21 protein-coding genes are annotated in these 22,875 nt (G+C 54.4%); 11 read left to right on the forward strand and 10 right to left on the reverse strand.

Annotation, left to right across the window (positions count from 1 at the left end; genetic code table 11):
- Position 1: 1 nt before the first annotated feature.
- The 4 genes from Q8O73_RS09955 (at position 2) to Q8O73_RS09970 (ending at position 5,010) form a co-directional block, all read left to right on the forward strand.
- Positions 2 to 1,378: an AarF/ABC1/UbiB kinase family protein gene (locus tag Q8O73_RS09955; protein WP_305558004.1), complete on the forward strand. Its 1,377-nt coding sequence runs from the start codon at positions 2 to 4 to the stop codon at positions 1,376 to 1,378.
- A 628-nt stretch (positions 1,379 to 2,006) separates the two neighbouring features.
- On the forward strand, positions 2,007 to 3,170 hold the full coding sequence (locus Q8O73_RS09960; RefSeq protein ID WP_305558005.1) for a Re/Si-specific NAD(P)(+) transhydrogenase subunit alpha: 1,164 nt from the start codon (positions 2,007 to 2,009) through the stop codon (positions 3,168 to 3,170).
- On the forward strand, positions 3,163 to 3,594 hold the full coding sequence (locus Q8O73_RS09965; RefSeq protein ID WP_305558006.1) for an NAD(P) transhydrogenase subunit alpha: 432 nt from the start codon (positions 3,163 to 3,165) through the stop codon (positions 3,592 to 3,594). The genes Q8O73_RS09960 and Q8O73_RS09965 overlap by 8 nt, the downstream gene beginning before the upstream one ends.
- Positions 3,595 to 3,609: 15 nt before the next feature.
- On the forward strand, positions 3,610 to 5,010 hold the full coding sequence (locus Q8O73_RS09970) for an NAD(P)(+) transhydrogenase (Re/Si-specific) subunit beta (protein WP_305558007.1): 1,401 nt from the start codon (positions 3,610 to 3,612) through the stop codon (positions 5,008 to 5,010).
- Between the two features lie 55 nt (positions 5,011 to 5,065).
- Here the strand turns inward: Q8O73_RS09970 and Q8O73_RS09975 are convergent, their stop codons facing one another.
- The 9 genes from Q8O73_RS09975 to Q8O73_RS10015 form a co-directional block, all read right to left on the reverse strand.
- Positions 5,066 to 5,929 carry an HAD family hydrolase gene (locus tag Q8O73_RS09975; RefSeq protein ID WP_305558008.1) on the reverse strand — a complete coding sequence of 288 codons (864 nt, stop codon included), beginning with the start codon at positions 5,927 to 5,929 and terminating at the stop codon, positions 5,066 to 5,068.
- The gene (locus Q8O73_RS09980; RefSeq protein ID WP_305558009.1) at positions 5,930 to 6,547 is read right to left on the reverse strand and encodes a hypothetical protein; all 618 of its coding nucleotides are present in this window, start codon (positions 6,545 to 6,547) and stop codon (positions 5,930 to 5,932) included. It abuts the gene before it with no gap.
- Positions 6,548 to 6,918: 371 nt separating this feature from the next.
- A complete protein-coding gene (locus Q8O73_RS09985) occupies positions 6,919 to 7,479 on the reverse strand; it encodes a flavin reductase family protein (RefSeq protein ID WP_305558010.1) in 561 nt (186 codons plus the stop codon).
- Between the two features lie 98 nt (positions 7,480 to 7,577).
- Positions 7,578 to 8,678, reverse strand: coding sequence for an AbrB family transcriptional regulator (locus Q8O73_RS09990; RefSeq protein WP_305558011.1), 1,101 nt, complete (start codon positions 8,676 to 8,678; stop codon positions 7,578 to 7,580).
- Positions 8,678 to 10,360, reverse strand: a complete 1,683-nt coding sequence (locus Q8O73_RS09995) for a methyl-accepting chemotaxis protein (RefSeq protein ID WP_305558012.1) — start codon at positions 10,358 to 10,360, stop codon at positions 8,678 to 8,680. The genes Q8O73_RS09990 and Q8O73_RS09995 overlap by 1 nt, the downstream gene beginning before the upstream one ends.
- Before the next feature lie 36 nt (positions 10,361 to 10,396).
- Positions 10,397 to 11,932, reverse strand: a complete 1,536-nt coding sequence (locus Q8O73_RS10000) for a tripartite tricarboxylate transporter permease (protein ID WP_305558013.1) — start codon at positions 11,930 to 11,932, stop codon at positions 10,397 to 10,399.
- A gap of 12 nt (positions 11,933 to 11,944) precedes the next feature.
- Positions 11,945 to 12,418: a tripartite tricarboxylate transporter TctB family protein gene (locus Q8O73_RS10005; protein WP_305558014.1), complete on the reverse strand. Its 474-nt coding sequence runs from the start codon at positions 12,416 to 12,418 to the stop codon at positions 11,945 to 11,947.
- Between the two features lie 41 nt (positions 12,419 to 12,459).
- The gene (locus Q8O73_RS10010) at positions 12,460 to 13,458 is read right to left on the reverse strand and encodes a tripartite tricarboxylate transporter substrate binding protein (RefSeq protein WP_305558015.1); all 999 of its coding nucleotides are present in this window, start codon (positions 13,456 to 13,458) and stop codon (positions 12,460 to 12,462) included.
- 317 nt (positions 13,459 to 13,775) lie between these two features.
- Positions 13,776 to 14,456, reverse strand: a complete 681-nt coding sequence (locus Q8O73_RS10015) for an IclR family transcriptional regulator (RefSeq protein ID WP_305558016.1) — start codon at positions 14,454 to 14,456, stop codon at positions 13,776 to 13,778.
- Between the two features lie 107 nt (positions 14,457 to 14,563).
- On the opposite strand from Q8O73_RS10015, the gene Q8O73_RS10020 reads away from it, so the two are divergent.
- Both Q8O73_RS10020 and Q8O73_RS10025 read left to right on the forward strand, forming a co-directional pair.
- Positions 14,564 to 15,778 (forward strand): CaiB/BaiF CoA-transferase family protein, encoded by a 1,215-nt coding sequence (locus tag Q8O73_RS10020; protein WP_305558017.1) that lies wholly within the window; start codon positions 14,564 to 14,566, stop codon positions 15,776 to 15,778.
- Positions 15,775 to 16,614, forward strand: coding sequence for a citryl-CoA lyase (locus Q8O73_RS10025; RefSeq protein WP_305558018.1), 840 nt, complete (start codon positions 15,775 to 15,777; stop codon positions 16,612 to 16,614). The genes Q8O73_RS10020 and Q8O73_RS10025 overlap by 4 nt, the downstream gene beginning before the upstream one ends.
- 1 nt (position 16,615) lies before the next feature.
- Here Q8O73_RS10025 and Q8O73_RS10030 read toward each other — a convergent pair whose 3' ends face one another.
- Complete coding sequence (locus Q8O73_RS10030; RefSeq protein ID WP_305558019.1) at positions 16,616 to 17,737, reverse strand: ABC transporter substrate-binding protein; 1,122 nt, start codon at positions 17,735 to 17,737, stop codon at positions 16,616 to 16,618.
- Between the two features lie 124 nt (positions 17,738 to 17,861).
- Between Q8O73_RS10030 and Q8O73_RS10035 the strand changes: the two genes are divergently transcribed.
- The 5 genes from Q8O73_RS10035 to Q8O73_RS10055 all read left to right on the forward strand — a co-directional run bounded on the left by Q8O73_RS10035 (position 17,862) and on the right by Q8O73_RS10055 (position 22,846).
- The gene (locus Q8O73_RS10035) at positions 17,862 to 18,527 is read left to right on the forward strand and encodes a response regulator transcription factor (RefSeq protein WP_305558020.1); all 666 of its coding nucleotides are present in this window, start codon (positions 17,862 to 17,864) and stop codon (positions 18,525 to 18,527) included.
- Positions 18,524 to 19,915 carry a sensor histidine kinase gene (locus tag Q8O73_RS10040; RefSeq protein WP_305558021.1) on the forward strand — a complete coding sequence of 464 codons (1,392 nt, stop codon included), beginning with the start codon at positions 18,524 to 18,526 and terminating at the stop codon, positions 19,913 to 19,915. The genes Q8O73_RS10035 and Q8O73_RS10040 overlap by 4 nt, the downstream gene beginning before the upstream one ends.
- A 156-nt stretch (positions 19,916 to 20,071) precedes the next feature.
- Positions 20,072 to 20,524 (forward strand): cytochrome c, encoded by a 453-nt coding sequence (locus Q8O73_RS10045; RefSeq protein ID WP_305558022.1) that lies wholly within the window; start codon positions 20,072 to 20,074, stop codon positions 20,522 to 20,524.
- A gap of 27 nt (positions 20,525 to 20,551) precedes the next feature.
- Positions 20,552 to 21,904 carry a cbb3-type cytochrome c oxidase subunit I gene (locus Q8O73_RS10050; protein ID WP_305558023.1) on the forward strand — a complete coding sequence of 451 codons (1,353 nt, stop codon included), beginning with the start codon at positions 20,552 to 20,554 and terminating at the stop codon, positions 21,902 to 21,904.
- 132 nt (positions 21,905 to 22,036) lie between these two features.
- The gene (locus Q8O73_RS10055) at positions 22,037 to 22,846 is read left to right on the forward strand and encodes a CbbQ/NirQ/NorQ/GpvN family protein (protein WP_305558024.1); all 810 of its coding nucleotides are present in this window, start codon (positions 22,037 to 22,039) and stop codon (positions 22,844 to 22,846) included.
- Positions 22,847 to 22,875 lie beyond the last annotated feature (29 nt).

Below are 22,875 nucleotides of genomic sequence, written 5' to 3' on the forward strand. Positions count from 1 at the left end.
CATGACCACCGATAACGACGACACACCGCGTCAGTCCGAAGATAATCGATTGGGCGGACGTGTTCGTCGTTATGCCCGGGTGGGGGCGTCGGCAGGGAAGCTGGCGGCCAAACTGGCGACTGGCAGGATGTTCGGCGGCGAAATGGACCATGCCCGTTACGCCGCCGATCTGACCGCCGCCCTTGGCGGTCTTAAGGGGCCACTGATGAAGGTGGCGCAAATCCTGTCTACCATCCCTGATGCCTTGCCGCGTGAATACAGCCAGGCATTGGCCAGCCTTCAGGCCGATGCGCCGTCAATGGGCTGGCTGTTTGTCAAACGCCGGATGCGCAGCGAACTGGGAGCCGAATGGCAAGGTCGTTTTGCCGATTTTGGCAAGGAGGCCGCCGCGGCCGCATCGTTGGGGCAGGTCCATCGCGCCCGTTTGCATGATGGTCGGGATGTTGCTTGCAAATTGCAATATCCCGATATGGCGGCGACGGTCGAGGCGGATTTGAAACAATTGCGTGCTGCCTTTGCAATTTATCGCCGTTATGACAGTGCAATTGATGCCGACAATATCCTGCTGGAACTGACTGCCCGCCTGCGCGAGGAGCTGGATTATCAGCGGGAATCGCGCAACATGTTGCTATATCGTCATATGCTGACAGATGAACCCGCCGTTCATATCCCCGAACCGGTGGCCGATTTGACAACACAGCGCCTGTTGACGATGACATGGCTGAATGGCCGGAAATTGCAAAATTTTCTGGATACCAACCCGGACGCCGACAGTCGCAATGCGGTGGCGCTGAATATGTTTCGCGCCTGGTATGTGCCGTTTTACCGCTATGGCGTTATTCATGGCGACCCGCATCTGGGCAATTATAGTTTGCGCGATGATTTTTCGGTCAATCTTCTGGATTTCGGCTGTATCCGCATTTTTCAGCCCGGTTTCGTCCATGCGGTGATTTCGCTTTATGAAGCGCTGCGCGACAACGATACCGACAAGGCGGTGGCGGCTTATGAAAGTTGGGGGTTTCAAAACCTGTCGAATGAATTGATCGACGTTTTGAATGTCTGGGCCGGGTTTGTTTATGGCCCGTTGCTGGATGACCGGCCCCGCCGGATGGAAGAAAGCAATTCGGTGGCCTATGGCGCCGAAGTTGCGACCAAGGTTCACAAGGAATTGCGCCGTCTGGGCGGGGTCAAGCCGCCGCGTGAATTTGTGCTGGTGGATCGGGCGGCGATTGGCCTTGGCGCGGTGTTTTTGCGTCTGGATGCTCATGTGAACTGGTATCGGATTTTTCATGATCTGATTGGCGATTTCGACCCGGCCAAACTGGCAGAAAATCAGCAAACGGCCCTTGATCTGGTCGGGTTGGACCGCCCGCAATAAGTGTCATTGCAAGAATACCGCCCGAATCGCACAAGGGATGCTTTGGGCGGTGATTGCGGACTGTTTGATCAATAAATCGGAAAATCCCGAAATTTTTTTTGTTATTGTCGCTTGCGACTTGCGCGCAAGCGTGAAACTCTATGGTCGTGTTCTGGGTGGGAAATTATCTTTATCTGCTGGGCTGTCATGAAGTTAAGTTTATGAAAAATAATATTATTTTTGAAATTGTCCGGAAAAAGAGTGTGGGTATATCGGCATTATGAATGTGCGGATTTTCGCACATTTTTCGAGTGAATGTGTATAAACTTTATTTAAGTTAATCGTGAATTTTGGTGTTTTTTGATGTTGTCGGCGACAGGGGAAAATCGCATCTTGCATTCAACGCAGACAAGGCGGGGCGTCAATGAATGTTTGTCCTGAGCATCATTGGCGGGTGGGACCTGACTTGTCACCAAGGCTTTGCGGCCTCGGATTGCGTGGTGGGAAAGCGGGCGGTTTCTTCTGCGATATCAAAGCGGAAGGACCGCCTTTTTTCGTCGCACCACGTATCGTTGCGGGATGTTATCCAGGTCTTATGTCAAGAAACCACAAATCGTGAATTTACTCACAGGGAAGGAGGCTGATTGCGATGAAACTGGCCGTTCCAAAGGAAATATGGCCCGGTGAAAAGCGCGTTGCCGCCACAGCCGAAACCGTCAAAAAACTGATCGGTTTGGGTTTTGAGGTAGCAATTCAGGCGGGGGCGGGTCAAAACGCTGCCATACCGGATGAAAAATTTGCCGAAGCCGGGGCAACCATCGCCAAAACCGCCAAGGCCACCGTCAAGGATGCCGATGTGATCCTCAAGGTGCGACCGCCGGTGATGGATGGTAAAACCAGTGAACTGGCCGATTATAAAAAGGGGGCAGCGGTGATTGCGTTGCTGGATCCTTATGATCGGGCCGATTTGATTGCCCAAATGGCCGAGGCCGGGGTATCGGGCTTTGCCATGGAATTGGTGCCGCGCATTTCGCGCGCCCAGGCGATGGATGTTTTGTCGTCTCAATCCAATCTTGCGGGCTATCGCGCTGTGATTGACGCGGCATATGAATTTGGCCGGATTTACCCGATGATGATGACAGCGGCAGGCACCCTTGCCCCGGCGCGTGTCGTGGTGGTCGGGGCCGGGGTTGCCGGTTTGCAGGCGATTGCGACCGCCAAGCGCCTTGGCGCGGTTGTGTCGGCATTCGATGTTCGCCCGGCGGTCAAGGAACAGGTCCAGTCGCTGGGTGGGACATTTATCGAGGTGGATGACGATGAGGCGGCGGCGGCCGAAACATCGGGCGGCTATGCCAAAGAAATGTCGGACGCCTACAAGGAGAAACAGGCGACCAAACTGAAAGAGGTTCTGGCCAAAACCGATATCGTGATTACCACCGCCCTTATTCCGGGCCGTCCGGCCCCGCAAATTGTCACCGCCGATATGGTGGCGGGGATGAAGGCCGGGTCGGTGATTATCGACCTGGCGGCGGAACGAGGTGGCAATGTTGCCGGGGCGAAAGTCGGCGAAACGGTGGAAACCGCCAATGGGGTCAAAATTATCGGCCCGGCCAATATCACCAGTTCGGTCGCAACCGACGCCACCGCGATGTATGCCAAAAACCTGCTGAATTTCATTACCCTGTCGGTGGACAAGGAAAAGGGCACCTTGGCATTTAATCGCGAAGACCAGATCATTGCCGAAACCATGCTGACGCAAGATGGCAAGATCGTGCATCCGAAATTCGGTGGCGAGGAGGTCGCAAATGGCTGATCAAACCCTATCCCAAAATGCAGGAGAGGTGCGCGACGCCGCCCTTAGCCTTGCGGAAAAAGCGGCACAACTGGCCGACAGTCTTGCCGATGGTGCCCATAACATGGCCGATGGTGCGATGAATGTTGCAGCATCGGGCGGTGTTAGTGCCACCGTCATGGGCCTGACGGTTTTCGTTCTGGCCTGTTTTGTCGGTTATTACGTGGTGTGGAAAGTCACACCCGCCCTTCATTCGCCCCTGATGGCGGTGACCAATGCCATTTCATCGGTGATCATTGTTGGTGCGCTTTTGGCGTCCGGGCCGGTTGACATGAATTTCTCCAAAATCATGGGCTTTCTGGCCGTGGTTCTGGCGTCGGTCAACATCTTTGGCGGCTTTATCGTTGCGCAGCGCATGTTGCAAATGTTTCGGAAAAAGAAGTAAGGGAGGGGTAACAAAATGTCGGAAAACCTGTCGGCTTTCCTTTATCTGGTGGCCTCGGTCTGCTTCATTCTGTCGTTGCGCGGTCTGTCGTCACCTGATTCCGCCCGTTCGGGCAATATCCTGGGCATGATCGGGATGGCGATTGCCATTCTCACCACTTTGGCCTCGCCAATGGTGTTGTCCTATACCACGATTATTGTCGGCATTCTGATTGGCGGCTCCATCGGTACGGTGATTGCGCTCAAGATCAAGATGACGGCCCTGCCGCAACTGGTGGCGGCCTTTCACTCGCTGGTCGGCCTGGCGGCGGTGTTTGTCGCCGGGGCGGCGTTGTATGCGCCGGGGGCATATGGCCTTGGCACGGTTGGCAACATCCATTTCGCCAGCCTGATTGAAATGGGCCTTGGCGTTGCGATTGGTGCGATCACCTTTACCGGCTCGCTGGTGGCATTTGGCAAGCTGCAAGGCATTGTCTCGGGCGTGCCGGTGCAGTTCAAGGGGCAGCATATGCTCAATCTGGGTTTTGGCATTGCCCTGATTGTGGTCGGTATTTTCTTTGTCGCCACCGAAAGCCATACGGCGTTCTGGATCATGGTTGCCCTGGCGCTTGTGCTTGGCATTACCGTGATCATCCCGATTGGCGGGGCGGATATGCCCGTTGTCGTCTCGATGCTCAATTCCTATTCAGGCTGGGCGGCGTGTGGCATTGGCTTTACCCTGCAAAACAATGCCCTGATCATTACCGGGGCGCTGGTCGGTGCATCGGGGGCGATCCTGTCCTATATTATGTGCAAGGGTATGAACCGCTCGATCTTTAATGTCATCCTTGGCGGTTTTGGCGGCGAGGCCGCAGGGGCCGGGTCGGCGGCGGGCGGCGATGCCGACCGTCCGGTTAAATCGGGTTCGGCGGATGATGCGGCCTTTATCATGCGCAATGCATCCAGCATCATCATCGTGCCCGGTTATGGCATGGCGGTGGCGCAGGCACAGCACGCGCTGCGCGAAATGGGCGATCTGCTTAAGGCGCAGGGGGTCAAGGTCCGTTATGCCATTCATCCGGTGGCCGGGCGCATGCCGGGGCACATGAATGTGCTGCTGGCCGAGGCCAGTGTACCGTATGACGATGTGGTGGAAATGGATGAAATCAACCGCGATTTCAGTTCCGCCGATGTTGCCTTTGTGATCGGGGCCAACGACATCACCAACCCGGCGGCCAAATCCGATCCGGCATCACCGATTTTCGGTATGCCGATTCTGGAGGTCGAAAAGGCCAAAACCGTGCTGTTTATCAAACGCGGCATGGCGGCGGGCTATGCCGGTATTCAGAACGAATTGTTCTTCAAGGACAATACGATGATGCTGTTTGGCGATGCCAAAAAGATGTGTGAGGAAATTGTTTCGCATCTGGATGGGTGATCGACATTTCAATCTGAATGCAAAAGGGCGGCCAATTGGCCGCCCTTTTGAGTATTTACAAAATATACTGTATTGCTTCTGAGAAGGAGTTAACCGTTAAGTCTGGAGAAATATTTTTCGCATCTTCTTTTAGTTTCATTTCCCGTGCGATGTCTTGTTTGGACCAGTGAGAAATTCTGACTAACTTGGCATACATCTCCGGTGGAACTTGAGTTCCGTATTTTGCCCATATTGCGAAGACATTCGCTCTTTGGGCCATGAGAATGTCTTTTGCAATGCTATCGCCTATGTATGCGGTTTGCTCAGGAAGAATTCCTTGTTGAAGGCATATCTGATTGAGTATGTGTGGTGCCGGTTTTCGGTCTTTGAATGCAAGTTCAGTAATATTTGAAAGATCAAATTTTCCAAGCCAGTATTCTGCTGCTTTTGGGTCTGGATGATTCGAGTCTGGTCTTTCTCGACAGTATATATGATCAAAATAATCGAATGATTCTAGTTTATGTAGTCTATCTATCGTTGTAAATAGCTTACTTTCTGTGTGGGCAACAATTTTAATATTTTGTTCTTTGAGATTTTCTATACCTGATTTGATGCCGTCGTATAGTTTTAGTTTTTGTTTTCGGACAGAGTTGAATTGATATAATGCTTCATCAAGTTTCTCCGCGATCTCTTCTCTTGATTGTTTTGGAAAGCGATTCTTGACAATATCGGTATCCAGCAATGCGAACGGATGTTCAGAGTCATGATTTTTGACGTGAACGTCTCGCATTTGATCTAATAATAATTCTCGATCACACTCTAAAATAGAAACAGCTTTGTCAATCATCGCATAAAATGCAGGTACGAAATATGAAATCCAATCATAAATTGTATTGTCAAGGTCACATACCAGTAGCTGTATTTTACTTTTTTGTGTCATCTATTTAAATGAAATGATAACTAAACATAGACGTTTGATGTGATTGAAGAAAAATTGGTTGTTTATTAAAAATATTAAAATTGATGTGATTACTAAATATTTATTAATTTTCTTATAGAATGATTCAATTTTATCAAGTGCTGTTATTTTTGTTTTTCCAGTGTATTTATAGATGTTCTGAGATTTATCAATATTTGCGTCGGAGAACCTACTAAAATGGCTGATAGATTGCGTCATTCCTTTTTCTAGTTTAAATATAGATTTCAGATAATTTTCTTCGAAATCTTCCCCAAATGTAACCGCTCCTCTTAGCATCTTGTGGTATACGTTAAGATCAAGTTCTCGTACTGCTCTAACTGCCAATGCTGATGCTAAGATTAATATTACAGATGCATGTATTTTAATGCTAAACAAATCTAGCACAAAATCTTGATCTCTAGTAAATAGAACCACCGCCACGCCAAGTGCCGCTGCAACAAATGTCAATCCAAGCTGTCGAGATTTAACGGACATTTCATTAAAATGCATCTGTGTTTCTACTGAAATTTTCCATATTTCAACATATATTTTTTTTTCACTATCTGTCAAATTTTTTTCGCCGATTTCTTCTTCCACCATTTTTATCTTCCTAAATAAATATTAATGAAAATAGGTTGGGGACTGGTAATTTTTCCGTTTTTCACTGGGTGTGTCACGAACTTGTGCAACTATTTTCAGTTTCTGGTGGTAAGAGCCTATTTATAGGTCATTGAATGGCATCAAGGGAATGTGATGTAAATGTTTTACCAAAAAATGGACCGTCACCATGCCTGAGACTGATGCCGTTGGTTTCAGCATAACCGGGATGGACTTGAATATCCAAATGATTTGATCGAGAGCAACGAGTGGTGACTGTGCTGTTGATTCACAAATAAAGCTAGATTAAGGGCTATCTGTACGGAGGATCCGGACAAACCGACTGTTTGTAACATGCCGCCTTTTCCTTCTGACTACGGCATCTGTGAAGCTAGGATAATGGTTTCACCATCAACTGCAAACTTGCCATAGCCCTGATGATGGATGGTTTTTGGATCCGGTTGAGCCGGGTCGCGCCATGCCTGCACGACTTCGAGCACAAACAGGTTGAAATCATCCACCAGCCGAGTGTCGATCACCTTGCATTCCAGATTGGCAAAACAATCGGCAATCAGCGGGGCGCGGACTTTGGCGGCTTTCGCGCGGGTCAGTTTGTATTTGTCAAATTTATCGATATCGCGGCCCGAACAATTACCAATTCCCACGACATTTGCCGCCAGTTCCACCGCCGGAATGGCAATCACGCATTCGCCGCTGGCACGCAGGGCGAGAAAGCTGTGATCGGCGGCACTGACGATGCAGGCCAGTGTCGGCGGGGTGAATTCAACCATCATATGCCATGACATGGTCATGACATTTTGCCGGGCTTTGTCGGCGTGGCCTTGTGCGTTCCGGTGTGCTGTGGTCAGCAAGACCACGGGGCCGGGCTCCAGCAACTGATAAACATCAGATAGCGGAAATTCTTCCATCGACATGGCAGGCTCCTGTCGCAAGGCATGATGACATGCCGGGGCGGAACCATGAGACTACCAGATTGCCGGGTGAATGATTTGATCTGGCGCAGACGGGGCGCTTAAGCTCCGTTGCGCATCTGTCGTTTCTGCATCCATTTCGCCATGATCGGGGCGAGCAGGACGATTTCAAAAATGCGAATGATGTGGTGAAAAGCGACAAAACTGGGTTCGACATTTAGTGCCAACGCAATCAGCGACATTTCCGCCACCCCGCCCGGCGCAAAGGCCAGCAGCACGGCAATGAAATCAAGATCAAGCGCTTGAGAGACCCCCCACGAGACAAGCCCGGTAAAGGCCAGCACAACGGCGGTGGCCAGAACGGCATAGCCGCCAAGGCGGATCAGAAAGGCAAGTTTGATACCGGCAAAGCGACTGCCGATGGCCGAACCCAGAATCCACAAACTGCCGGCCAGCAACCAGCCGGGCAGATTGCCTTCGACCAGACCACTGACATGCAAGACCATGCTGGCCATCATCGCCCCGGTCATTTCGGCGGCGGGAACGCCGATGCGGCGAAACAGCCAGACGGTGACAAGGGCAAGGGCCACCGTGATGGCCCCGCCGGTCAAATCCATCGACAGGGCGGCATCATCGCCATGCCCGGTCGCTACCACCCCGGTCACCAGCAAGGCAATCAGCGGGGCCGACATCACCAATAATAAAACCCGCAGGCCTTGCGTCAGGGCGATTTCCTGTTCATTGCCCCCGGCAGCCGCCCCCAGAACCACCATCGGCGTCAGGCCACCCGGTGTTGCGGAAAACAGGGCGGTGGCAGGGTCCAGTTTGGCGATTTTGGTGTAGAACCATGTGACGATCAGGGTGATGACCGGCACATAGATCAGAACCGCAATCATGCTCAGCGGCCAGCGCGATGCCTGATCAAGGGTTTCAGGGGTAAAGGATGCGCCCAGAAAAATACCGATTACGCCCAGAATAACCGAACGCACCCGCATCGGAATGCCCATTTTGACGCGCAGCAGGCTGGCGATAAAAGTGGCGAGCATCGGCCCCATCATCCAGGCCAGCGGCATGTCGATGCTGTGTGCAATCGCCCCGCCAATCAGGCCGATACCAAGGGCGGAAAACAGTTTGCGGAAAAAGGCAGGGGTCATATCCGCCATAAAACCGGCGGGTTTGGGGGCGTCGGGCACCGGGGGCATTATGCATCGACCCTTTGTGCATTGATCTGATCAAGGAACCCGGCAATCGCCCGGCGCAGATTGGCTGCCTCGCGGTTCAGGGTATCGGTAGCACGCAACACGTCTTCGGCCCCGTTATTGGCGCGGCCGGTTTCCTGATCCAGTGCCCCGACGGCCTCGGCCACGGTTTGCATGCCGCCATTGGCATCATGGATGCTTTGTGAAATGCCATGGGTGGAGGCCTGTTGTTCCTCAACCGCGGCGGCAATGGCGGCGGCGGATTGATCGACCTCGCCAATCACTTCGGCCACTCCTTCAAGAGCGCGGACGACATTTTCGGTCAGACCACGAATTTCGCCAACCTGCGTGCCAATTTCATCGGTGGCACGTGCCGTTTGCGAGGCAAGGTTTTTAACCTCGCCTGCCACCACGGCAAATCCCTTGCCTGCATCCCCGGCGCGAGCGGCCTCGATGGTGGCATTCAGGGCCAGAAGGTTGGTCTGACTGGCGATGTCTTCGATCAGGGTGACAATATCGCCAATGCGTTGGGTGGCACTGGTCAGTTGTTCAAATAATTGCCGGGAATTTTCGCTTTCGGTCCGTGCCCGTCCGGCAATTTCGGCCGATCTTTGCGCCTGCTGGCCGATTTCGGTGATCGCCTCGGACAGGCTGGCGGTGGTTTCGGCAACCGATTCAACATGGCGCAACACATCGTCGGAATGGCGGCTGGCCTCGTTGGCGCGCGCACTGGCCGATGAGGCGACCGACCGCATATCGGTGGCCGATCCGTTCAGCGATCCGAATTCCCGGTCAAACCCGCCCAGGGCTTCCTGCACGGCGGCCTCAAAGGCATGGGTGGCGGCAACCAGTTCGCGCTGGCGCTGTCGTTCGATTTCACGGGCCTGTTCGCGTTCGGAACGCAGGGTTTCGGCCTCGACCGACTGGCTTTGCAGCACTGCAAGCGACCGGGCCACCACGCCGATTTCATCGCCGCGTTGTTGTCCGCGAATTTCAAGGTCAAGATCGCCCCCGGCAATGCGGTCGATCAGGGTGGCGATATTGGTCATCGGGCGGGAAATGCGGCGCGATACAAACACCGATACCACCACGGCCATGACAATCACCACCAGGGCGACAATGACAAAAACGGTCTGGACGGTTTCGGCCCGGTTGGCGGCATCGGCAAAGGAGGTTTCGGCTATTGCCGCCGATCCGTCCAAAATTGCCCGCAGGGGGATTTGCAGGGCTTCATAGGCGATATCGGCCCGCGAAATAACTTCGAGTGCGCCATAAACATTGGTTTCGCTGGCAATCAGGAATTCATCGACGATGGCGATATAATCGTCATAGGCAGCGATGAATTCCGGCCCGCCGACGTTTGACAGTCGTTCAACCAGTGGGGCGAGTTCAATCTTGATCTGGCTGGCATCGTCGCGCAGGTTTGACACAGCGCTGGAATTCATGCCGTTGGAATCCCAAGTCAGCAGACGAAACAGCGATCCATGCGCACGGTTGATTTCATCGGAAAGGGTCAGGGCATCGGTACTGCGTTCATAGGCTTCGACGCGCAGATTGGTCAGGGTAGTTTTTTCGGCTTCAAGGGTCAGCACGGTGGCCGCCCCCATCAGCACAATCACAATCATCAAAAAGACCGGAACCACCAGGGTTTTAAGGCCAATGCCCAAATTATCCAGAATGCGCATTATCTTTCCCCCAGATGGTTCCGACCGGAATTATGATTACATTTCGCCGTCGTTTGGCAGTTCACGACGGTTACGCAGGCGTTCGCGCACGACCCCAAGCAGCGGTGCCATCAGGAAGGCGACACTGATGATCAGGATGACCAGCGTGATCGGACGTTCCCACAAGAAGGAGATCGAACCGTCACTGATGATCAAGGCACGACGCAGATTTTCTTCCATCATGCTGCCAAGGATAAAGCCCAGCAACATCGGCGCCATCGGGAAATTCAGCAACCGCAAGCCAATGGCAATCGCCGCGGCAAACACCATCATATGAATATCCATGGTGTTGAACGTGACGAGGTAAACCCCGATCAGCGAGAAAAACAGAATGAATGGCACCAGCACTTGCTGCGGCAGGGCCAGCAATTTCGAGATATAGGGGATCAGCGGCAGATTGAGGATCAGCAACACGATATTGCCGATATACATCGAAATGATCACTGACCAGAAGACTTCCGGCTGTTCGACAAACAGGCGCGGGCCGGGCTGAACGCCATAGGAAATCAACGCACCAAGCATGATGGCCGTGGTGCCCGACCCCGGAATGCCAAGGGTCAGCAATGGCACGAACGAACCACTGCATGCCGCGTTATTGGCGGTTTCAGGGGCAGCAAGACCGCGGATTGATCCCTTGCCAAATTTCAGCTTTTCCTTGGCGCTGGCGATATTGCGTTCCATGCCATAGGCAAGGAAGGACGCAATGGTCGCACCGGCACCGGGCAAAACGCCGGTAAAGAACCCCAGAACCGATGATCGGCCAATCACCGGGATCATGGTTTTGATTTCTTCGCGCGACAGCTTCATTGAACCCAGCTTTTTAAGGGCAGCCTGTTCTGCGGCAGTTGTGTTTTTGGGCGGGCGCAGGATCGACATCAGAGCTTCGGACAAAGCGAAAGTCGCCATTGCCAGCAACAGGAAACTGATACCGTCAATCAGATCCATGCTGCCAAAGGTAAAGCGGGCAACGCCTGCGGCTGGATCGGTGCCGATGGTCGCCAGCATGATGCCAAACAGCGTCATCATCACAGCCTTCAGGAACTGCCCCTTGCCAGCAAACGCCGCTACCGCCGTCAGACCCAGTACCATCAGGGCGAAATAGTCCGCCGATTGAAAAGACAGGGAAACGGATGCAAGAGCCGGGGCCGCCACCAGCAGAAAAATCGCGGCAATGGTGCCACCGGAAAAAGACGAATAGGCAGCAATCGCCAGTGCCTTGCCCGCCTCGCCCCGCTGGGCCATCGGATAGCCGTCAAAGGCGGTGGCAACTGTACCGGCAACGCCGGGTGCATTGATCAGGATCGAGGATGTCGATCCGCCGAAAATCGCACCGTAATAAACCCCGGCCATCAGGATCATACCCGTTGAGGGGTCAAATCCATAGGTCAGCGGGATCATCAGGGCAATGGCGGTGATCGGACCAAGGCCCGGTAACATGCCGATAAAGGTACCGACAAAGCAGCCAACCATTACCATCAAAAGGTTGATCGGCATGATTGCGGTCGTCAGACCGGAAAGAATTCCATCAAGCATTTTCCGTGCGCCTTAGCCGAAAATTTGAAAAAGGTCGCCAGGGGCCAGATAGACCCCCATCAGTTTGGCGAGCAGGAACCAGAACACCACCACAACCGGGATCGACGCGCCCAGCAGCACCTTGATCCGGCGTTCGCCAAGGATCATGAAGCCGATCAACAGGAAGATCGAGGTCGAGATGATAAAGCCGAGATACCGGATGGTCAGGCCATAAAAAATCATCAGGACCGACAGCAGGATCACTTTGCGCCATTGCAGGCCGACAAAGGCATCGCGCAGATTGTGGACCTCGGTCCGCGGCGGTAAAACCAGTTGAAGAAAGGAAACCACGCCCATCAGCCATGCGACAGCGGTCGGCATGGTTTGGGCATTAAAGGCGGCATCTTCGTCGCCGTATAAAAGCGGGATATCCTTGATATAATATCCATAAATCAGCGCCAGTGTCAGAAACAGCAAAGCACCGAATTTATCCCGATTGATCGTCATGACGTGGTTTCCTCAGATTTTCTTGACTGTGTGACCCAGGCTTATTTCAGGAAGCCAAGTTCACGCATCAGGCCGCCAACCATGGTTTCCTGTTCTTCCATGAAGGCAGTGAATTCAGCACGCGGCACATACAGCTTTTCCCAGCCATTGCGTTTGCGGACGACTTCCCATTCTTCGGTTTCCTGAAGCTTTTTCAGCATTTCGGCATAGGCATCGGCCTTTTCTGCCGACAGGGACGGGCCCCCGAAATAACCGCGCCAGTTGATGAATTCGGCATCAATGCCCAATTCGCCAAGGCTCGGCACGTCGGATGCGGCTTCAACACGTTCTTTGGAGGTTACGGCAAGAATCCGGACCTGACCAGCTTTGTGCAGTTCCAGCAATTCGCCCAGACCGGTTGACAGCATGTCAATTTCGCCCGACAGCAGACCGGCGATTGCCTTGCCACCTGCATCATAAGGGACATATTTCAGCTGTTTGGCGTCGCCGCCGGCTTTCTGGAAGGCAAAGGCCGCAACGATATGGTCCATACCGCCCCGGACCGAACCACCGCCGACTTTCACAGCATTGGAATCGGCTTTCATCGCGTCAACGACGTCGGTAAAGGACTGATAGGGGCTGTCGGCCGGAACGCCAAAGGCGGCATATTCGGCAACAACACCGGCAATCGGGGTCAGATCGCGGAAGGATTGCGGGAAAACACCGGTCAATGATCGCACGATGATCGGGGTGGAATTGACCATCAGGGTGGTATCAAGACGGTCGGATGCCTCGATCATATAGGCAATGGCCTGACCGCCGCCGCCGCCCGACATGTTTTCATAAGATGCCGAACCGACCATACCCGATTTGGTCAGGGCTTCGCCAGTACCGCGTGCGGTGCCGTCCCAGCCGCCACCAGCGCCACCGGGGATGATGAAATGGATGCTGTCCATATCGGCAGCATGGGATTTAACCGGGCCGAAAGCCGCTGCCGAAACAGCAATGGCAGCCGCAGCCGCCACAAAACCACGACGCGAAAACATCGTCAAATTCTTCATAGTAAACGTCTCCTCCGGACATAAAGACCTGTTTCCTGAACCACCCAAGGGCAGTATACCGGCCATGACAAGAATATATACTTGCAAGAAAGGCAAACGCCGGACTGGCGTTTGATGACGGCTTGCGCCGGACGACCTCCCTTGCCGATATATTTGTTTTATGGGTTTCCTGTCGGGTTGCCCCGCGGACCGGCAATCGCGCGACCCTAACAGTGAAACCTGTCACCAACCTGTCATCGCATCGGATGGATGCAAAAAAATCACAAGATCTTTGATCAAACGGCATGAGTGCCCGGATTTTCGAGGCCGGTTTTTCCTTAATGACCAAGATCGGTTGCGCATTGCGCGGCATGCTGATGCAGCAGGCCAAGGGCGGCGTTGCGTTTTTCAGAATCAAACCGGCTAAGCGGACCAGACAGGGCAAGGGCACCGATCAAAAGGCTGTCCCGATCCAGAACGGGAACGGCAAGGGCGCTGATATCGGGATCGCGTTCGCCTTCGCTTTGTGCAAATCCGGCGTCGTGGACAGCAAGGGCACGATCATCGATCCCATGCCCCCATGCCCGGATCACATGTCCGGCCGCCCCGCGATCACAGGGTAATAATGCTCCCTCTTCCAGATGATGGCGCAGGCTGCGTGATGAATTGACCCGAAACAGGCACAGGCGATTTTGGCCTTCGGGCACATAGAACGATGCGGTTTCGCCGCTTTGTGCCGCCAGTTGTTCCAGATGCTGGCGGATCACATCATCCATACGAAAGGACCGGCGATAGGCCGACCCAAGCCGCCACAGGGCGGGGCCAAGCCGATACCGCCCCCGACCCGATAACACCAGATAACCGCGCGACTCCAATGTTCCGGCAAGGCGCAGAATGGTGCTTTTATAGAAGCCAGTGCGTTCGGACAGGTCCTTTAATGACAGATCGGCATCCTTGTCGCCAAAGGCATCCAGAATGATCAGGGCGCGTTCGACTGCACCAACATATTGTTCTGTCATGATTTTTGTCCTGTCTCTCAAAAGGATGCGGTCAATGTGGTTGCCGAAGATACGAAATTCTATATAATAGAACATAATTCTACCAGACAGAATTTTTAGGAAATGTCATGACATATACCCAACCGCTTGCCGGGATCACGGTTCTGGACCTGACCAATGTTTTGGCCGGGCCATTCTGTTGCCATCAACTGGCCCATATGGGGGCCGATGTGATCAAGGTCGAGGCACCGGGGCATGGTGATCTGGCGCGGCAATTGGGGGCCGATCAGGAATTGAATGAAAAACTGATGGGGGTGTCGTTTTTGGCGCAAAATGCCGGGAAACGATCCATCACGCTTAATCTGAAACATCCGCGCGGCAAGGAAGTCCTGAAAAAACTGGTCGAACGCGCCGATGTTCTGGTTGAAAATTTCCGCCCCGGCGTGATGGACAGGCTGGGGTTGGGCTATGACGTGCTGTCTGCGGTTAATCCGCGTCTGGTTTATTGTGCGATTTCCGGTTTCGGGCAAACCGGGCCGATGCGTCATCTGCCAGCCTATGACCAGATTGTACAGGGATTGTCGGGGATCATGACCATCACCGGTGATCAGGATGAAACCTATCGCGTCGGCTATCCGGTTGCCGATACGATTGGGGGGCTGACGGCGGCCTTTGCAATTGTCGCCGCCCTGAATGGCCGGGCGGCGGGCCATCATGACGGCAAGGGCAGCTTTATCGATATTTCGATGCTGGAATCCGTGGTGGCGACCATGGGGTGGGTGGTGTCGAATTTTCTGGTGGCGGGCAAGGAACCGACCGCGAATGGCAATGACAATTTCACATCGGCCCCATCCGGCACGTTCCGGACCCTTGATGGCAAAATCAATATTGCGGCCAACAAGCAGGAACAGTTCGAGGCGGTCTGCAAGGTGACGAACCTTTTGCATCTTTTGGAAGACGACCGGTTTGCCACCCGTATCCATCGTATCAAAAACCGCAAGGCCCTGACCGTGGCGCTGGAACAAAGCCTGGTCGGCAAGACTACCGATGACTGGGTTACGATCATGAATGATGCCGGTATTCCGGCCGGGGCGGTTCTGACTGTGCAGCAAACCCTGTCGCTTGATCAGATTGCCGGGCGCGGCATGATTGCCGGGTTTGACAATGTGCCCGGTGTGGGGCGCGATATCCGCATTTTGCGTACTGGCATCAAGATGAATGGCGATGCCCCGGCGGTAGCAGCCCCGCCGCCGCAACTGGGCGAACATGCCGCCGATATCCTGTCCAGACTTGGGTATGGCAAGGACGACATTGAAACCCTGAAACATGAGGGCGCATTATGAACGAACGTACCGCACAATCTGTTGAACAGGAAGCCAGCGACTGGTGGCGGACCTCGATCATTGATATGGAACCGGGCAAAATCCATTATGGCGGTTATGCCATCGAGGATTTGATCGGGCAGGTCGGCTTTGCCGATATGATCTGGTTGATGACACGCGGTGATTTACCGAACCGGGCCGAGGCCGCCCTGCTGGAAACAGCCCTGGTGGCCGCCGTAGATCACGGGCCGCAGGCCCCCAGTATCGCGATTGCCCGCATGGCGGCGACTTGTGGCGTTGGCCTGAATAATGCGATGGCCAGTGCGGTAAATGTTCTGGGCGATGTGCATGGCGGGGCGGGGGAACAGGCGATTACCCTCTATCACGATATTGATGCCCGTATGCAGGCCGGGCTTGATCTGGACGCAGCGGTTGCCGCCGGGATCGATGAACAGATCGATCAGCACGGCAAACATATTCCGGGTTTTGGCCATCGTTTTCATCCGGTTGACCCACGCGCCCCGCGCCTGTTGGCAATGGTGGATGAGGCAGCGGGCAAGGGGGTGGTGTCGGGCCGTTTCGCAACCCTTGCCCGTGGAATTGAAACAACGCTGGAACAGCGCAAGGGCAAACGCATCCCGATGAATATCGACGGGGCGACGGCGGTGATTTATGCCGAACTGGGCTTTGCCGGGCCGTTGGCGCGCGGGCTTTTTTGTCTGTCTCGGTCGGTGGGGATTTTGGCCCATGCGTGGGAACAAACCCAACAGGGCGGGCGCAACAAGGGGCCGATCCCGCGCCGCCTGATCTGGAGTTATGACGGCCCGGCCCGGCGGTCGGTTCCCAAACGCGATTGAATTAGCGTCTTCCCATTAGGGAATCCTGCCAGCGGGTAATGAAACGTTCGCGTTTGGCCTGATCCAGATAGACCAGAAGGCCGGGGCCAACCGGGAATGACCGCACCCGTTCGCCATGACGATCCAACTGGATCGTCATGTTGGGGCCGGATGGAACGTCACTGCGCACCGGGCTGAAATTGCCGTCATTTTGCAGGATTTCCTGTCCTTCAACCGACAGGATATAATCCAGAAACTGTCCACCCAGATCGGGGTTTCGGGCACTGCGCGGGATGATGGCGATGCGCGAATACACCACGATATAATCATCGGGCAGGATCACGCCGACATTGGGGTTACGGTGGCTGAAGGTTTCGGCATAACTGCCCAGCAGGTTGTAACCCAGCACAACCTGCCCCTCGGCGATTTTTTCCAGCATGGGCGATGTGTTGCTGAACAGTTTGACCCGTACCTTGCCAAATTCGCGGATCAAATCCCAGATCGGGTCATAATGGCGTTCATCGCGGGCCAGAAACAAAAATCCGACGCCGGATCGTTCAACGTCATAGGTAATGATGCGTTCTTCAAACAAATCTGCCTGTTGCGACAACATATTCAGCAATGCGTTGCGGGTGGTCGGCGGCGTCAGGTTATGATCGCGGAAAAATCGGCGATTATAGACGATGACGGCGGGTTCCTGTGTGATGGCAAAGGCTTCGTTGCGCCATGATGCCCATTTGGGCAGGGCGGCGATTTCATTGCTGTCATGGGGGCGGGCGTATCCGTCATTCGCCAGCTTCATTTGCAAATCCATCGATGAACTGATCACCAGATCGGCAGCCAGTTCACCATCACCGGATTCAGCAAGGACGCGATCATACATTTCAAGGGTCTGAAGCTGATGATATTCGACGGCGACTTGCGGCGCGTGGTGGCGAAACCCATCAATAGCGGGCTGAAACGCCTCGATATCTGCCGACCCGTAAATGATGACTTTTGGGGTATCCGGCGCGATGATTTCGGCAAGGCCAGCATTGCCGGCCTGTGACAGCGGCGGAAACTGAAAAATTTCGGCGCGGCCTGTGGACGTGTGGAAAAAGGCTGCGACGACAAGGCATGTAATGATAGTACTGCGCAATGTCATTACTGTTACCACGGCCTTGAAAACAGTGTTTCGGGATACGGACCGGACCTTTCTGTCCAGGACAGAAAGACATAGTATAGATCGTTATGGCATTAACAGATAGCAACGGATACCGGCAGATACAATGAGAGTTCTGGTTGTCGAGGATCACGAAGCCCTTGCCGATGGTATTGCCCGGTCGTTGCAACATGCCGGTTATGCCGTTGATGTCATCGCAGATGGTGAAGAAGCCGATGATATCCTGCGTACCCAGGAATACGGGCTGGTGGTGCTGGACCTGAATTTGCCGGGTATGGACGGCTTGGAAATTTTAAAGCGGTTGCGGGATCGTCAGTCGGAATGCGCGGTTTTGATCCTGACGGCCCGCAACAATATTGACGACCGGGTGCGTGGGCTTGATCTGGGGGCGGATGATTATCTGGCCAAGCCGTTTGAACTGGTGGAGCTGGAGGCACGGGTACGCGCCCTGATGCGCCGTCATGCCGGGACCCATAATACGACGCTGCGCTGTGGCATATTATCCTATGACACGGTGGCGCGGCGGGCGATGATCAATGATCAGGATATTGATATTCCGCGCCGCGAACTTGCCATTCTGGAAACCTTGCTGTTGCGGGCCGGACATGTGATCAGCAAGGACCAGATTGCCGACCAGCTTGCCGGTTTTGATGATGATCTGAGTGGCAATGCGGTCGAACTTTATATCAGCCGCCTGCGCAAGCGGCTGGAACCGGCGGGTATTCGCATTCAGACTGTGCGCGGGCTGGGCTATTTGTTGAAAAAACCATGAAATGGCGTAACGCATCGCTGCGGCGAAGATTGCTGATCTGGTTGTTGATCCCGTTACTGGCGATCAGTTCCCTGTTGCTGTTTGAGGCACGCTCCAACGCCGTGCATGCCACCAATCAGGCCTTTGACCGCGCCCTGATGAGTTCGGCGCTGGCGATTGCCGACCGGGTGGTGCTGATTGGCGGGCGGATCGAAGTTGATGTGCCCTATGTCGCGCTGGAAATGTTGACATCATCCTCACAGGACCGGGTTTTCTATCAGGTGGGGGCGGCAACCGGCGAATTTATCACCGGCTATGACGATTTGCCGGCGGTGCCGGATAATTTGCTGCCGCTGGGCGATGAGCCGGTATTTTACGATGCGGTGTATAAGGGCGAGGATGTACGGATTGGGGCCTTGTCGCGCTATGTCGCCAGTGCGCGGATGGCAACGCGCTTTCAGGTGATGGTCGCCGAAACCACGGGTACGCGCCAAAGTCTTAGTCAGGATATGCTGGCCCGCGCCGCTGTGCGGCAATCCGCCCTGATTGTGATTGCTGCCCTGATTGTGTGGTTTGGTGTTCAGAAGGGCCTTAAACCGCTGGCCCGGCTTGAAGAAGCCCTGAACCGTCGGTCTTCCAGCGATTTGCGCCCGATCCTTCATGATGTCCCGACCGAGGTCAAACATCTGGTCGGGGCGATCAATCATTTGTTGTTGCGGCTGGAAAATGCGCTATCGACCATGCAACGCTTTACCGCCAATGCCGCACATCAGTTGCGCACACCCTTGGCCGCCTTGCGGACCCAGGCGGAACTGGGCCTGCGTGAAACCGACCCGGATGTCTTGCGCCAGACATTGGAAAAACTGGCGGCAGCAACCCGGCAAACATCCCATCTTGCCAATCAGTTGCTGACTTCGGCGCGGGCCGCGCCCGAAGGATTGGCCGGGCAACCTTTTCGTCCGGTTGATCTGGGCGATATTACCCGCAGTGTCACCGGGGCCAAGGTGCCGCTGGCGATCGAACGCGGTATTGATCTGGGCTATGACGGGGTGCCGGGTGAAGTGATGATCATGGGCGATGCCACCCTGATTGAGGAATTGCTGAAAAACCTGTTGCATAATGCCCTGACCTATTGCCCGGCGGGCAGCAATGTAACAGTGCATTTGCGCCCCGGTAACGGGCATGTTGATCTTGTGGTCGAGGATGATGGGCCGGGCATTGCACTGGAACACCGCAAACAGGTGTTTGAACGCTTTTACCGTGGGCCGGGATCGACCGGTGATGGCTGTGGTTTGGGTCTGTCGATTGTTCGCGAAATCGCCCTGCGCCACGGCAGCAAGATCAATCTGGATCAACCGGAACATCACAGCGGGGCTGTTTTTTCGGTACGGTTTGAGCTGGCCGACTGAACCGGTTGGGGATGGGGAACGATGTCCACCCGGCGGGCATCCTGTGAATTTTGACCACTATCAAGGGTCTTCTCGCGATTTCGGGAAATGATGCGCAACTGCCGCTTTGGGGACAGAGCGGTTTTCGCGTTTCAACCGGAATGAGGATCCGTTCACATGTCTGAACGTCTGACCAAATCCGCCGCCCGAAATATCTTTTATGGCGGGACGATCTTCTTTCTGGTCGTTTTCCTGGGTTTGACCCTGCACAGCCACATTTACATCAAAACAGTATCGACCGATGAGTCGAAACTGTCGCCGTCGGTGGTGGCAGGCAAGCATATCTGGGAACGCCATTCCTGCATCAATTGTCATACGCTTTTGGGGGAAGGTGCCTATTACGCGCCGGAACTCGGCAATGTCTGGGTGCGCTATGGCGGAGAAGACGACCCGGAAGGTGCGCGTGACACGCTCAAAGCCTGGATGGCCGTACAGCCAACCGGGATCGAAGGGCGGCGTCAAATGCCGCAATTTAACCTGACCGATCCGGAACTCGATCAACTGATCGATTTTCTGGAATGGACCAGCAAAATCGACACCCAGAACTGGCCACCAAATGAAGCCGGTTAAGGCTGTTCTGATGGAAACGAGGCTACAATGAAATATCAATCGCAAAAAGTGGCGCTGTATTACATGTACGGCGCACTGACATTGTTCGCCGCGCAGGTTCTGTTCGGTGTCCTTGCCGGTACGGTCTATGTTTTTCCGAATCTTTTGTCGGAAATTCTGCCTTTCAACATCATTCGCATGATCCACACCAACGCCCTGATTGTCTGGTTGTTGATGGGGTATTTCGGGGCAGCCTATTATCTGTTGCCCGAAGAATGCGAAACCGAAATCTATAGCCCGAAACTGGCGATTATCCAGTTCTGGCTGTTTATGGTTGCCGCAGGGGCGGCTGTGGTCGGTTATCTGTTTGGAATTCACGAAGGCCGTGAATTTCTTGAACAGCCGCTGATCATCAAGGTCGGCATTGTGATTGTCGCGCTGATGTTTCTGTTCAATGCGACGATGACCCTGCTCAAGGGCCGCAAGACGGCGATTTCCAACGTCCTGATGGTGGCTTTGTGGCTGGTGGCCCTGTTGTTCCTGTTTGCCTTTTATAACCCGTCCAACCTTGCGCTCGACAAGATGTACTGGTGGTATGTTGTCCATCTGTGGGTCGAGGGTGTGTGGGAACTGATCATGGCGTCGATACTGGCGTTCCTGATGATCAAGATGACCGGTGTTGACCGCGAAGTGATTGAAAAATGGCTGTATGTCATGGTGTCGCTGTCGCTGTTTACCGGCATTCTGGGGACCGGGCACCATTATTACTGGATCGGAACACCCGGTTACTGGCAGTGGATCGGCAATGTGTTTTCAACCCTTGAAGTCGTGCCGTTCTTTGCCATGGTCGTGTTCTGTTTCTACATGGTGTGGAAAGGCGGTCGCGATCATCCCAACAAGGCGGCCTTGCTGTGGTCGCTGGGATGTTCGGTGATGGCGTTTTTTGGCGCAGGTGTATGGGGTTTTATGCATACGTTGTCGGCGGTCAATTATTACACCCACGGCACCCAGATTACCGCAGCCCACGGCCATCTCGCATTCTATGGCGCGTATGTGATGCTCAATCTGGCGATCTTTACCTATGCGTTGCCGTATCTGCGCCGGCGTGAACCCTTTAACCAGCAACTCAATATGTGGGGTTTCTGGATCACGACCAGCGCCATGGCCTTCATGACCTTTACCCTGACCTTTGCCGGTGTGGTGCAAACCCATCTGCAACGGGTTCTGGGCATGGGTTATATGGAAGTTCAGGATCAGGTTGCCCTTTTCTACTGGATGCGTCTTGGATCAGGGGTTGCCGTTCTGATCGGGGTGGTTCTGGTGGTCTGGTCGCTGGTGGTGATTCCGCGCCGTGTTCCTTTGGCCGGACAGACCCGCGTGGTTGCCCGTCCCGCCGAATGACCGCGATCAAGACGGTATGTCGCGCAGCGTGATTTAAACGATGCAGAACATATCGGCAGGCCGAGGCCGGTTTAGCTCTCTCCCCGGGCGACCGGCCGACGCCTTTCTTCCCTGACCCTTGCGGAGAAAATCATGCTTGCGACTGTTAAAGCCCTGCCCGATGCCGCTGACATGCCCTTTTATACCCCGGCGGGTAACGAATGCCGGGTGTTTGAGGCGGCATGGCACCGTAAATTGCCCCTGTTGCTGAAAGGGCCGACCGGTTGCGGCAAAACCCGTTTTGTGTCCCATATGGCGGCCCGTCTGGGGGTGCCGCTTTATACCGTGTCCTGTCATGATGATTTGACGGCGGCGGATTTGACCGGGCGTTATTTGCTGAAAGGTGGGGAAACGGTCTGGGTCGATGGTCCGCTGACCCGCGCCGTGCGGCATGGCGGCATCTGTTATCTGGATGAAGTGGTTGAGGCGCGCAAGGATGTGACCGTGGTTTTGCATCCGCTGACCGATGATCGCCGTTTGTTGCCGCTGGAACGTACCGGTGAATTGTTGACAGCACCCGATAATTTCATGCTGGTGGCGTCCTATAACCCCGGTTATCAGAATTTGCTCAAGCAACTGAAACCGTCAACCCGGCAACGTTTTCTGGCCATCGAATTTGATTTTCCGGCACCGGAGATCGAGGCCGAAGTCATCATGAGCGAGACCGGTATTGACGCGGAAACCGCGCGTCTTCTGGTGCGGATTGCCGGGAATATCCGCACCCTGAAGGGGGTTGATCTGGAAGAAGCCGTTTCGACCCGTTTGCTGGTTTATTGCGCGACGCTGCTGGATGCCGGTTTTGCATTCGATGATGCCCTGCGGTGTGCGGTGATCGAACCCCTGTCCGATGATGCCGATGTCAAGGCAGGCCTGATCGAAGCCATCAGCATTCTGCGCGGCTGATGGCGGGCGGTTCGTCCGGATGAGGAGAC

This window comes from Thalassospira sp., from assembly GCF_030690045.1.
GTDB lineage: Bacteria > Pseudomonadota > Alphaproteobacteria > Rhodospirillales > Thalassospiraceae > Thalassospira.